Annotated in this window: 13 protein-coding genes; 5 read left to right on the top strand and 8 right to left on the bottom strand. The window is 62.0% G+C overall.

The features are described 5' to 3' along the window. Positions 1–50: 50 nt before the first annotated feature. Both HJC00_RS16305 and HJC00_RS16310 read left to right on the top strand, forming a co-directional pair. Positions 51–1,115: a LacI family DNA-binding transcriptional regulator gene (locus HJC00_RS16305; protein WP_221164357.1), complete on the top strand. Its 1,065-nt coding sequence runs from the start codon at positions 51–53 to the stop codon at positions 1,113–1,115. 13 nt (positions 1,116–1,128) lie between these two features. Then, positions 1,129–1,659 (top strand): NADPH-dependent FMN reductase, encoded by a 531-nt coding sequence (locus HJC00_RS16310; protein WP_221164358.1) that lies wholly within the window; start codon positions 1,129–1,131, stop codon positions 1,657–1,659. Between the two features lie 22 nt (positions 1,660–1,681). Here the strand turns inward: HJC00_RS16310 and HJC00_RS16315 are convergent, their stop codons facing one another. Genes HJC00_RS16315 through HJC00_RS16335 form a run of 5 tightly spaced genes read right to left on the bottom strand, consistent with a single transcriptional unit; the run spans position 1,682 to position 6,812 of the window. Further along, positions 1,682–2,425: an ABC transporter ATP-binding protein gene (locus HJC00_RS16315; RefSeq protein WP_221164359.1), complete on the bottom strand. Its 744-nt coding sequence runs from the start codon at positions 2,423–2,425 to the stop codon at positions 1,682–1,684. Continuing rightward, positions 2,422–3,267 (bottom strand): ABC transporter ATP-binding protein, encoded by an 846-nt coding sequence (locus HJC00_RS16320; RefSeq protein ID WP_221146588.1) that lies wholly within the window; start codon positions 3,265–3,267, stop codon positions 2,422–2,424. The genes HJC00_RS16315 and HJC00_RS16320 overlap by 4 nt, the downstream gene beginning before the upstream one ends. Position 3,268: 1 nt before the next feature. Next, on the bottom strand, positions 3,269–4,171 hold the full coding sequence (locus HJC00_RS16325) for an ABC transporter permease (RefSeq protein ID WP_221164360.1): 903 nt from the start codon (positions 4,169–4,171) through the stop codon (positions 3,269–3,271). After that, entirely contained in the window at positions 4,168–5,196 is a 1,029-nt protein-coding gene (locus HJC00_RS16330) for an ABC transporter permease (RefSeq protein ID WP_221164361.1), read from the bottom strand. The genes HJC00_RS16325 and HJC00_RS16330 overlap by 4 nt, the downstream gene beginning before the upstream one ends. A gap of 20 nt (positions 5,197–5,216) precedes the next feature. After that, the gene (locus tag HJC00_RS16335) at positions 5,217–6,812 is read right to left on the bottom strand and encodes an ABC transporter substrate-binding protein (protein WP_210631412.1); all 1,596 of its coding nucleotides are present in this window, start codon (positions 6,810–6,812) and stop codon (positions 5,217–5,219) included. A gap of 132 nt (positions 6,813–6,944) precedes the next feature. Between HJC00_RS16335 and HJC00_RS16340 the strand changes: the two genes are divergently transcribed. From HJC00_RS16340 to kdgD, 3 genes are all read left to right on the top strand, one after another. Beyond that, entirely contained in the window at positions 6,945–7,655 is a 711-nt protein-coding gene (locus tag HJC00_RS16340; protein ID WP_221164362.1) for a FadR/GntR family transcriptional regulator, read from the top strand. A gap of 64 nt (positions 7,656–7,719) precedes the next feature. Beyond that, positions 7,720–8,694 carry a mannonate dehydratase gene (locus HJC00_RS16345; RefSeq protein WP_210631414.1) on the top strand — a complete coding sequence of 325 codons (975 nt, stop codon included), beginning with the start codon at positions 7,720–7,722 and terminating at the stop codon, positions 8,692–8,694. A gap of 35 nt (positions 8,695–8,729) precedes the next feature. Next, complete coding sequence (gene kdgD, locus HJC00_RS16350) at positions 8,730–9,653, top strand: 5-dehydro-4-deoxyglucarate dehydratase (protein WP_221164363.1); 924 nt, start codon at positions 8,730–8,732, stop codon at positions 9,651–9,653. 114 nt (positions 9,654–9,767) lie between these two features. Here the strand turns inward: kdgD and HJC00_RS16355 are convergent, their stop codons facing one another. Genes HJC00_RS16355 through HJC00_RS16365 form a run of 3 tightly spaced genes read right to left on the bottom strand, consistent with a single transcriptional unit; the run spans position 9,768 to position 12,643 of the window. Next, the gene (locus HJC00_RS16355) at positions 9,768–10,841 is read right to left on the bottom strand and encodes an ABC transporter ATP-binding protein (RefSeq protein WP_210631416.1); all 1,074 of its coding nucleotides are present in this window, start codon (positions 10,839–10,841) and stop codon (positions 9,768–9,770) included. A gap of 22 nt (positions 10,842–10,863) precedes the next feature. Beyond that, positions 10,864–11,712, bottom strand: a complete 849-nt coding sequence (locus HJC00_RS16360; protein ID WP_210631417.1) for a carbohydrate ABC transporter permease — start codon at positions 11,710–11,712, stop codon at positions 10,864–10,866. Next, positions 11,705–12,643 (bottom strand): carbohydrate ABC transporter permease, encoded by a 939-nt coding sequence (locus HJC00_RS16365; RefSeq protein WP_221164364.1) that lies wholly within the window; start codon positions 12,641–12,643, stop codon positions 11,705–11,707. The genes HJC00_RS16360 and HJC00_RS16365 overlap by 8 nt, the downstream gene beginning before the upstream one ends. Between the last annotated feature and the right edge of the window lie 34 nt (positions 12,644–12,677).

The following is a 12,677-nucleotide window of genomic DNA, read 5'->3' on the forward strand; positions in this document are numbered from 1 at the left end:
TTGCGCAATCTGAAAGATTTTTGCATACTTCGTTCGAGCGAGGAGATGAGATGGCTGCGGAGCAGAAAAAGGGCAGGCGCACACGCCTGGACGACATCGCCGCCCGGTGCGGCGTGTCGATCAGCACGGTGTCGCGCGCCCTCGCCGGCGAAAAGGGCGTCAGGCCCGAGATCCGCAAGCTGGTGCTGGAAACGGCGAGCGCTGTCAGCTACGCGCTGCCGGCGAGTGTCGCCGGCAAGAAGGTCATGCTCGTCGCATCCGGCGCGGCAATGATCGACTATGTCCGCAACCAGTTCACGCTCCACGTGCTCGAAGGATTGAACGCGCGCGCGTCCGCCCTCGGCATCGAAATGGCAATGCGCCCGGTCACCGACAAGGCTGATGAAACCCGCGTCATCGCCGAGATGCGCAATGATGCAAGTTTCGGCGGCATGCTGATCCTGACAGTCGACGAGGAGGACATGCTGACGGCGGCCACCAATCTCGGAAAGCCCGTCGTGCTCGTCAACAGCGACGACCCTTACATGCGGCTTTCGAGCGTGACGCCCTGCAACCGATCGGCCGCGTTCATTGCCGCCGAGCGGTTGATCGAGGCCGGCCATCAACGCATCCTGTTCATGCTGCGGCCGGGACGGCGGACCATCGAGCGGCGCCTGGAGGGCTGGCGCGACGCGCTGCAGCATCATGGACTGACGGCCGATGCCGACCTGGTGCTCGAGGTCGAGGACTGGTTGCCGGAACTCGGCGCCGAGGCGATCACCCGTCTCGTCGGCGACAAGGGCCTTTGCTTCACCGCCGTTCTGACGGCGGGCGACAGTCTCGCCAACGGCGCCGTGCGCGGGCTGCAGGCGATGGGTTATGCCGTGCCGCAGGATGTCTCCGTCATGGGCATAGACGACCTGCCGCAATCGGCCTTTCTCAATCCGCCATTGTCGACGGTGCACATCCCGATGCGCGAACTCGGCGCCACCGCGCTCGACCTCTTGCGCGACATGATGCTTGGCCTCGCCTTGCCGTGCCGCCGTGTCGAGCTTGCCTGCCATGTCGTCGAAAGAAGCAGCATCGCAGCCGTCCACCATCCGGCTGCCGCGGATCACATCAAGCCAATCGCGTGAGGTTATGCCGGTCATGAAATTCCTGGCAATATCCGGAAGCGCCCGCAGAGCCTCGACCAATACCGCCGTGCTATATGCCCTCCAGTCGGCTGCCGGGCCGGCGCATACGCTCTCGGTCTATGATCGTGTTGGCGAGCTCCCGGTCTTCTCGCCCGATCTCGAACTTCCCGAGCCTCCTTCCGAAGTGGCGGCTCTTGCAAAGGCGATCACGGATGCGGATGGACTGATCCTGGCGAGCCCCGAATATATCAGGTCAATCCCCGGCGGGCTGAAGAACGCCATCGACTGGCTCGTCTCCCGTAACGAAGTGATCGGCAAACCGATCGTGCTTGCGCACGCGTCGCATCGCGGCGACGACATGCTGCAGCAGCTTCGCATCGTTCTCGCCACGCTGAGCGAGCGCTTCAACGAGCATCTCTTCCTTCGCTTCCATCTGATGAAGCTTTCCCCGGAAGAAATTGCCGAGCATCTTTCCGCGCCTCGGCATCAGCAGGAGATGCGCCGTTTCCTCGAGGCTTTCGCCCGCTATTGCAGCCCAGCGTGAGTCTCGGCTGCGCAACGACCCGTCAAGCCTCCAAGAAGCTCGCCTCGAACAGCTCCTGCGCATAGGCATCATGCGTCGTGCCGGCCTGCAGGTCCGCCTTTGTGAGTTCGTCGACGAAGCCGCCGTTTTTCATGATCAGCACCCGGTCGCACATATGGGCGATGACCGCGAGGTCGTGACTGACGAGCAGATAGGTCAGTCCCTTCTCCTCGCGCTGGTCGGCAAGCAGGTTGAGGATTTCGGCTTGGATCGAGACGTCGAGCGCCGATGTCGGCTCATCGAGCAGCAGGATCGGCGGCGACAGGACCAGCGCCCGGGCGATCGCCACGCGCTGCCGCTGGCCGCCGGAAAGTTCGTGCGGGAAACGGTTGGCGAAGCTTGCCGGCAGGCCCACCTGGATCAAAGCCCTTTCGACCTTCGACCAGATGTCGGAATGGCGCATGGCGCGCAGCGGTTCGGCAAGCGCAGTGCCGATGCGATGGCGCGGATGCAGGGAGCCGTAAGGATCCTGAAACACCATCTGGGCTGAGGTCAGTTCCTCGCGGGAGCGCTTCTTGCCGATCGGCTTGCCGCGAAGCTCGATCTGACCGGTCCAACCGGCCTCCATGCCGGCGAGGCAGCGCAGCACCGTCGATTTGCCGCAGCCGGATTCGCCGACGATGCCGAGCGTCTCGCCCTGATTGACTTGAAAACTGATGCCCCTGACGACATGGTTGCTTGATTTGCCCGAGGTGAAGACAACATCGAGGTCACGGACTTTGATCATTGCGCCGCCTCCGGATCGAATTTCGCCCGGTCGAGAACGGCAAGCCGGCGAACCGGATTTTTCGGATCGGGCAGCGCTGCTATCAGCCCGCGCGTATAGGGATGACGGGCCTCTGCAAGGCTGGTCAGCGTTTCGACGATCCGTCCGGCATACATGACGATGATACGCTCGCAGAAGGCCGCGACCATGCGAATGTCGTGGCTGATCAACAGCAGGCCCGAATTGTTCTCGCGCACCAGCTCGTCGAGCAGCAGCAGCACGTCCTTGCGAACGCTGACATCGAGCGCCGAGGTCGGCTCGTCGGCGATCACAAGCTTCGGCCGCGCCAGCAGCATCATGGCGATCATCACCCGCTGGCCCATGCCGCCCGAGATCTGGTGGGGATAAAGCGCCATGACCCGCTCGGGATCGGTGATGCGCACCCGCTCGAGCATGGCGCGAGCCGCATCCTGCGCTGGCTTGCCGCGCAGGCCGAGATGAAGGCGGGCGGCCTCGGCGATCTGCTTGCCGATCGACAGCACCGGATTCAAGGAATAGCGCGGATCCTGCATGATCAGCGCGATGTCCTTGCCGCGCAGCGCGCCCATCTGGCGCTCGGTCTTTGCAAGCAGCGAGCTGCCGGCAAGATCCATGCGCCCGGCGGAGACGATGGCGGCCGGCGGCAGAAGACGCATGACGGCACGACCGGTGGTCGACTTGCCGGAACCGGATTCGCCCACGATTCCCACACGTTCGCGCCCGACGTCGAAACTGACATTGGAGACGGCGGGCACGGCGCCGCGCCCGAAACGGACGCTCATCTCCTTGACCGAAAGAACGGGCTGCTGATCACGATCTTGCATGTCACGACCTTGCATGGCGGGGGTCCAGAATGTCGCGCAGAGCATCTCCGGCGATGTTGAAGGCAAGGCTCGTCAGCAGGATGGCGATACCGGGCATGACGGCGACCCACCAATAATCGAGCATGAATTTGCGGCCGTTGGAAATCATCGCGCCCCATTCCGGTGCCGGCGGCTGGGCGCCGAGGCCGAGGAAGCCGAGCGAGGCCGCCGTCAGGATGATGCCCGCCATGTTGAGCGTCAGGCGCACGATGACCGACGGAATACACATCGGCGCGATATAGAGAAGCAGGATGCGGAGGGGCGAAGCGCCGTAAAGGCGGGCGGCGACCACGTAGTCGGCATTTCTGACGACAAGCGCCTCGGCGCGGGCAAGCCTTGCAATCGGCGGCCATGCGGTGAGCGAGATGGCGATGATGGCCGTGCCCAGGCCGGCGCCCAGGGCGGCAGCAAAGGCAAGCGCCAGAATCAGCGATGGAAAGGACAACACGATATCGGTGGCGCGCATCAGGAAAGCATCGGTATTGCCGCCGAAGAAGCCGGCGACGACGCCGATCAGCAGCCCGATCGGGCCGACGATCAGGGAGACCGACAACACGGTCTGGATGGTGATGCGCGTGCCGAAGATCAGGCGACTCAAAATGTCCCGGCCAAATTCGTCCGTGCCGGCGAGATGGGCAACGCTCGGAGGCTGCAAAGCATCGCCAAGCGACTGAATAGTGGGATCGTAGGGGGCCAGAAGCGGCGCGAAAATCGCAACTACGCAAAGGAGCCCAACAATGACGAAGCCGGCAAGGCCGAGCGGCTCGTCGGCCAGCTTGCGGCCGGCGCGCCCGAACGAGGCGGCAACGCGGCTTGGGATGCTCGGCGGACGGATGCGGATCGCGCTGTGGACGGCGTCACTCATCGGGCTGCCTCCCGCATGCGCGGATCGAGCAAGGCGTAGGCAACATCGGCCAGGAAGTTCAGGAACATGAAGATGAATCCCACGATGATGGTGGCTGCGACGATTGCGTTCATGTCGCCGATCATCAGCGCGTTCGTCATATATTGGCCGATCCCCGGCCAGGAGAAAACGATCTCGGTGACGACTGCGCCTTCGAGCAGCCCGCCATAGGAAATGGCAAGGATGGTGATGAGCTGCACCGCGATATTCGGCAGGACATGGCGCAGGATCGTGCCGATCGGGCTGACACCCTTGGCGCGGGCGGCGATGACATAATCCTGGCTCAACTGTTCCAAGGTGAAGCTGCGGGTCATACGGGTGATGTAGGCCATCGCGGCATAGGCGAGGATGATGGCCGGAAGGATGATATGGCCGAGCGCATTCCAGAAGATTTCCGTCTCGCCCTGCAGGAGGCTGTCGACCAACAGCAGCCCGGTCTGCGGGGTGACGAGGCCTTCGTAAAACACATCGACCCTGCCCGGCCCGCCGACCCAGTTCAGGCCGGCGTAGAAAATCACGAGCCCGACGATGCCGAACCAGAACACCGGGATCGAATGACCGACGAGGGAGACGACGCGGGCGACCTTGTCGATCGGGCTGTCGCGAAACAGTGCCGCGACCAGGCCGAGCGGAACACCGACAAAGGTCGAAATGATCACCGCCAGCGTCGCAAGTTCGAATGTCGCAGGAAAGGCCTGAGCGAGGTCCGAAGAGACGGGATTGCCGGTGAGCACGGCCGTGCCGAAATCACCATGCGCCAACCCGTTCAGATAGAGGAAGAACTGCTGATAGATCGGCAGATCGAGCCCCAGACGCGTCCGCATCGCCGCATAGGCGGCGGGATCGGCGAGTTCGCCGACGATCGCGCCGACGGGATCCGTGGGCAGGACGCGGCCGATCACGAAGGTCACACATAGGAGGATGAACAGGCTGACGAGCAGATGCGCCAGGCGTCGGCCAAATTCGGCTACAGAGAGTTCCTTCATGATCGGCTGCCTCGGGAGTATTACTGGGTTTCAGACTTCGTGACGCCCTCAAGCCGCGTCAGCTGGGTCGGATGGCCTACATATCCCTGCACCTTGCTCGACAGGACGATCGGCTCGAAGCGTTCGAACATCGGCAGCACCGCCGGCTTCTGTTCGACGAACATCTTCTGCATCTCGACATAGAGCTCGCCGCGCTTCTTGGCGTCCGGCTCCATCGACGCCTTGGCCGTCAGAGCCGTCAGCTCCGGGATGTCCCAGGCCGAGCGCCAGACGAAGTTGCCGGCGTTGTTGGCTTCCTTCGAATTGTCGGGATTGGAGGAGAACTGCTCCATCGAGCCGAGCACGTTCGGCATGTAGGCGCTGGTCTGCGGGATCAGCAGATCGAAATCCCTGGCGCGGTGGGCGGCAATGATTTCCGAGCCGTTGCCCTGCTGGATGTCGATCTTGATGCCGACCTGGGCAAGCGACGCCTGGATAGCCGTGGCAAGATCGATGCGCGGCGTCTGCGCGATCGTCTTCAGCGTCAGCGAGAAGCCGTCCTTGAACCCTGCTTCGGCCAACAGCTGCTTGGACTTTTCGACATCGAGATGCCAGTCGGGGTTCGGGATCGCAGACTCAAAATTCTCCGGAACCGGAACGTTTCTCGCCCGCCCGTAGGGCCCCATGATGGTCTTTTCAATGCCCTTATAATCGATGCCGTAGGCAATGGCCTCGCGAACCTTCGGGTTGGACAGGTACTGGTTGCCGGCATTCATCGACAGCACGTAGAAGCCGCCCGTGGGAATGCGCTGGATGGTAAAGCCCTGCTTGTCCTTGAAGGTGGCGAGATCGGCTGCGGTCATGGCGCTGGCGATATCGATGTCGCCGCGTTCGAGCATCAGCCGCTCGACCTGGCTTTCAGGCACATGGCGGACGATGACGCGCTTCATCTTCGGAGCGCCGGTGACATAATCCTTGTTGGCGTCGAGAATCACGAGTTCGTTCGGCGACCACCGGTTCAGGGTGAACGGGCCGGAGCCGGCCGAATGCGTGCGCATCCAGGCATTGCCGTAATCATTGTCAGCGACATGTTTCTCGACTTCGACGCTGTCAACGACGCTGGTGGTCGAGGTCGTCAGCCGGTAGAGCAGCATTTCGGCGGTCACCTGGCCGGAAAAATCAATGCGCACCGTCTTATCGTCGACTGCCGTGACGAGCTTGTCGACATTGGTCTTGTCGTAGCCGACGCGCTTGAGGTTGGCGGCGGCAGCCTGGTCGAGCTTCAGGAGCCGTGCCAGCGAATAGACGACGTCCTTCGCCGTCACCGGATTGCCGGAGGCGAAGTTGGCCTGGCGCAGCGTGAAGGTGATGCCCTTGTCATCGACCTTCCAGCTTTCGGCCAGCTGCGGCACGATCTTGCCATCCGGCGTGCTGTTGACCAGCCGGTCGTAGAGATTCGACATGATCTCGACCGCCTTGCCCTCGGTCGCCTGATGCGGATCGAGCGACAGGACCTGCGCCAGCGATGTCCCGAGCACAAGCTGGTCCTTTGGGGTGGCGGCGTACGAGAGCGGCGCAGCGATCGTCAGCGCGCCGATGACGGCGCCGACGAACAGGCCTTTCGAAAAATGCTTCATTGTAACTCCTCCCTGGATTACTATAAGAGACATATTATGTCGTCCGTATGTCGTATTATGATTTATCGAAGTCCGATTTGATTTGCAAGACCCGTGCGGAAGACGTGAGGCACAGAAACTGGGGAAACGAGAATGACGACACTTGGCCGTGGTCGGCAAAGACTGGCGCAGCAGGTCATCGATCAACTGCGAGCACAAATCGAGACGGGGAAATTGCGCGCTGGCGACCAGCTGCCGACCGAGCCGCAGCTCGAATCGACCTTCGGCGTCAGCCGCACCGTGGTGCGCGAGGCGATTGCGGATTTGAGGGCTGCAGGTTTCGTTAGGCCGATCCAAGGCAAAGGCGTGTTCGTTGCGGATCCGAAGGTTCATTCGGTCATGTCGCTGACGCCGGTGGAAATCAAAAGCATCCCGGAAACCTTGGAATTGCTGGAGTTTCGCATGGCCACCGAGGGTGAAGCGGCAGCGATTGCCGCCTATCGCCGCACGGCCGAGCAGGAAGCGGCGATCCGGGAGGCCAACCGCCGAATGGCGCAACTGATCGAAAGCGGACAGCAGACCGTCGAGGCGGATTATGCCTTTCACATGGCGATCGCCGCCGCCACCAACAACCGGTTCTATGTCGATGTTCTCCGTCATTTCGGCCCGCGCGCCATCCCCCGTGGGCAGTTTCCGACGCTGCCGGACGCCAATGACCGCGAGTATCTGCAGAAGGTCTATGCCGAGCATGTGGACATCCTGTCGGCGATCGCCGATCAGGATCCCGACCGTGCCCGCCAGGCGATGCGCGCGCATCTGATGGCGAGCCAACGCCGTTATCGGATGCTCGCCGAACAGCAATAGGGCTCGACACCCTCAGGAATTCATATTATGTCATATGACATTGTTGAATCTGGAGAGGTCTCTGATGTATCTTGGAACACAGGTGGCGGCGCGCGACGATGACGATTATCGGATCTTCGCGCAATTGGGAGTGAAGCATATCAGCGCCGATCCGCCGGGAGCGCCGAGCAGCTGGACGCTTGCCGATATCGAGCGTCATCGCGACAAGGTCGAAAGCTTCGGCCTGATCCTCGACATGATCCAGCTGCCCCTGCCCTCGCAGCCGATCGAGAAGGCTTCCTATCCCGACATCCTGCTTGCCGGGCCTGAGCGTGACCGGCAGATCGATGCGGTTTGCCAGATGATCGAGGATGTCGCGGCGGCCGGCATTCCGGCCGTCAAATATAATCTCAACCTGATCGGCATTCCCCGCACGCCCGACGAACCGGGACGCGGCGGCTCGATGAATGCGAGCTTCCGCTGGGAGAAGACCGATCAGCAGGCAGCCCCCGGTCTTGCCGGCGTGCTCTCCGAGGATGAAAACTGGGAACGGATCGATTACTTCCTCGAGCGCGTCGTGCCAGTCGCCGAAAGCAATCGCGTCAGGCTCGCCTGCCATCCGCACGACCCTTATACGCCGCCCGGCTATCGCGGCGTCACGCGCGTGCTCGGCACGGTGGAAGGGCTGAAGAAATTCGTGCAGATGCGCGAGAACCCCTATCACGGCCTCAATTTCTGCCAGGGCTCGGTCGGCGAGATGCTCGAAAATCCGCGCGAAGAGATCGACGACATCATTCGCTGGTTCGGCGAGCGCAACAAGATCTTCAACGTCCACTTCCGCAATATTCGCGGCGGCAAGCTCTCCTTCATGGAGACCTTCCCGGACGAGGGCGACATGGACATGGTCCGCTCGGCCAGGATCTACAAGGAGGTCGGATACAAGTACATGCTGATGCCCGACCATGTGCCGACCGTCAGCGGCAAGGACCCGTCCGCCACCGCATTTGCCTTTTGTTACGGCTACATCGCGGCACTTCTGCAAGTGCTCGAGAGCGCCTGACACGATTCTCAACACCTAAGGAACAGGACTTGAAGATGAACCCGATTGAATTGAAGAAGGCCGTCGGCAGTGGCCTGCTCTCGTTTCCGGTCACGCATTTCGACGATCAGCTTAAATTCGACGAGGCGAAATACCGCCGCCATGTCGAATGGCTTGCCGGTTACGACGCCGCGGCTCTGTTTGCCGCCGGCGGCACCGGTGAATTCTTCTCTCTCAATCCGAGCGAGATCCCTGAGGTCGTCAAAGCCGCCAAGGCATCGGCTGGCAAGACGCCGATCATCTCGGGAACCGGCTACGGCACGTCGCTCGCCATCGAGATCGCACAGGCGGCCGAGAGGGCCGGCGCGGACGGATTGCTTCTTCTGCCGCCTTATCTGATGTTTGCCGAACAGGCCGGACTGATCGCCCATGTCAAGGCGGTCTGCCAATCGGTCGGCATCGGCGTCATCGTCTATAATCGCGACAATGCCGTGCTGACCGCCGACAGCATCGCCCGCCTGGCCGCCGAATGCCCGAACCTGATCGGTTTCAAGGATGGCGTCGGCGACGTCGACAAGGTGATCGAGATCACCACCCTGCTCGGCGACCGCCTCGTTTATGTCGGCGGCATGCCGACCCATGAAGTCTACGCCCAGGCCTATTTCGCCGCCGGCGTGACGACCTATTCATCGGCCGTCTTCAACTTCGTCCCGGCGCTCGCCCAGCGCTTTTACGGCGCCTTGCGCACCGGCGACCAGGCGACCGTCGACGAAATCCTGAAGGGCTTCTTCTTCCCCTTCGTCGCCCTGCGCAATCGCAAAAAGGGCTATGCCGTCTCGATCATCAAGGCCGGGCTTCGGGTACTCGGCCAGAATCCGGGGCCGGTGCGTCCGCCTTTGACGGATCTCACGCAGGAAGAGCTGGCGCTGCTGGAGAAGATCATCCAGGCCAACGGCGTGGAACGGATCGCGGCGGAATAATAGGTTAATGATTGAGGACGTGCCTGGACCGCATGGCACGTCCCCTCGCGCCGTTCACGGGGAGAGATCTAGGATAAAGGGCTGTTCTCGGCGATCTCCTGGGCCGAGGATTCGCTACAGCGCCACACCAGTCCCGCGGTCGAAAATGTGCACCTGGTCGCTGGCGATGCTGGCCTCGAAGACGGCGCCGTAGCGGGCGGGATATTCGCCGTCGACGATCGCGGTCACCTGTTGTCCGGCAAGGTCGAAGACCACGTGGGTCTGGGCGCCTGTCGGTTCCACCAGCATGGTTCGGCCGGCAAGCGGCGTGCCGCCCGACAGGCCGGGAACCAGATGTTCGGGGCGCAGGCCGATAGTCACGGCCTGGCCGGCCTTGACCTTGCGGTCGGGCGCGATGCGGATCGCCGTGCCGTCTTCGAGGCGGGCAGCGGGCTCGCCATTTTCGCCGTCTACCGTGCCCTCCAGCATGTTCATCGCCGGCGATCCGATGAAGGCGGCGACGAAGAGATTGGCCGGCTTCCGGTAGAGTTCGAGCGGTGTTCCCTGCTGCTCCACCTTGCCGTGATTGAGCACGACGATGCGGTCGGCGAGTGTCATCGCCTCGATCTGGTCGTGGGTGACGTAGATCGACGTCGTCTTGACCTTCTGGTGCAGCGTCTTGATCTCCGAACGCATCTGCACGCGCAGTTTCGCATCGAGGTTTGACAAGGGCTCGTCGAACAGGAAGACGGCCGGGTTGCGGACGATGGCGCGGCCCATGGCGACGCGCTGGCGCTGTCCGCCGGAAAGCTGGGCGGGCTTGCGGTCGAGCAGCTTGGCGAGATCGAGCATGCGGGCGGCTTCAGCGACACGAGCCTCGATCTCGGGTTTGGCAACGCCGGCGAGCTTCAGATTGAAACCCATGTTTTCGGCCACCGTCATGTGCGGATAAAGCGCATAGGACTGGAAGACCATGGCGATGTTGCGCTCGCGCGGTGTCATCGCATTGACGACATTGCCGCCGATGGCGATCTCGCCGTCGGTGATCTCCTCGAGGCCGGCGATCATCCGCAGCAGTGTCGATTTTCCGCAGCCGGACGGGCCGACCAGGGCGACGAATTCACCATCCTCGATATGAAGCGAGATGCCGTGGATGACGTCGACGGCGCCATAGGCCTTGCGAATATTGTTCAGCTCAACGGATGCCATGATGCAGCTCCAATGGTTCGGCTCAGGACTTCACGGCACCGGCGGTCAATCCGGCGATGATGTGTCTCTGGGCGACGAAGAAGACGATGATTGTGGGAAGGATGGTGAGGGTGATGAAGGCGAGCACCAGCTGCCATTCCGTCCCGAATTCGCCGCGATAGACCATGATGCCGAGCGGCCAGGGATATTTGGATTCCGAGTTCAGCATGATCAGCGGCAGGATGTAGCTGTTCCAGCTGCCGACGAAGGAGATGATGCTGACGGTGGCGACGATCGGGCGGGAGAGCGGCAGCGAGATATGCCAGAAGAATCTCATATAACCGCAGCCGTCGACGAAAGCCGCCTGGAACAACTCTTCCGGAAGATTGCGGAAATAGTTTCTGAACAGAAGGATGCTCATGCCGAGGCCGAAGGCGACCTGCGGCAGAACCACGCCCCAATAGGTGTTCAACAGGCCGAGATCGCGGATGCGGATGAACAGCGGCAGGATCGCGGTGGCGGCCGGAAACATCAGCCCGAGCAGGAAATAATTGAGCAGGAAGGACGAGCCGAAGAAGCGGACATGGGCAAAGGCGAAGGCCGCCATCGACGAGACGATCAGCGTCAAGAGCACGGTCAGCGCCGCGATGACAAGCGAATTGCCGATCTGCAGCCAATAGCGCTCGCCGAAGAGGATGTCGGTATAGTTCGCCCATTGCCACTCCGTCGGCAGGCCGAAGGGATTGGTGCGGAGATCCCCCAGGGTCTTGAAGCCGCCGAGCGCCGTCGTCAGCAGCGGCACCAGCACGATCGCCGCGATCAGGCTCAGCGACACATAGAGATAGATGCGGGTGGACGTCCTCATGCGGATGGAAGAACTCGTATCAGTCATGGCGCATGAAGATCCTTTTGTAACCGAGAGCGAGTGTCACGCAGATGATGAAGAGCACCACGCCGACGGCGCTTCCCAAGCCGACCTGCATGCGCATGACGCCGTAGGTATAGAGGAAGGTGACCATCGTCTGCGTCGAGTTCGACGGGCCGCCGCCGGTCAGCGGCATGATCATGTCGAAGAGCTGCAGGGAGCCGACGACCGCGAAGAAGATGGACAGGCGCAGGGTCGATCCGAGCAGCGGCAGCGTGACGTAACGGAATTTCTGCCAGCCGGTGGCGCCGTCGATCTCGGCCGCCTCCAGCACGCTCTTGTCGACCGATTGCAGGCCGGCGATGAACAGCATCATGTGGAAGCCGAAATACTTCCAGACGATAACGCCGAGGATGGCATAGATCGCCACGTCCTTGTCGGCGAGCACGTAAGGATTGGCGAAACCGAAGAAGTTGGAAACGGCGGCAAACAGACCGTAGTCGCCATCATAGACGAAGCGCCAGATGAGGCCTGCGGCAACATCCGCCAGCACATAGGGCAGGAAGAAGATCAGGCGGTAAGCGACGACACCGGGAATGCGGTGCGCCAGCATGGTGGCCAGCCAGATGGCGAGCGGCACCTGGATGCAGATCGAAATGACGATGATCAGGCCGTTATTGACCAGCGCCTGGGTAAACGCCGCGTTGCGGAACAGGACCTGGAAATTGCGGAGCGCGATGAACTCCGTCGGCGCGCCGTAACCGTTCCACTTATAGAGGCTGTACCAGGCCGCCTCGCCCATCGGCATGATGACGAAGAGCGTGAAGAGCAGCAACGCCGGTGGCAGAAAGAGCAGCAGCACGGTCAGGCGGTCATGGGCGACCGAGCTCTTCCGGTTTGCGGCTCGTCTTGCCGGCCTTGCGGCGCTCGGTGTCGATAGGACTGAGATATTGGCCATGGTTCCTGCTTTCGCATCTCGTCGGCAGCGATGC

Origin of the sequence: Rhizobium sp. NLR22b (assembly GCF_019685295.1) — a bacterium.
In the GTDB taxonomy this organism is placed as follows: domain Bacteria; phylum Pseudomonadota; class Alphaproteobacteria; order Rhizobiales; family Rhizobiaceae; genus Rhizobium.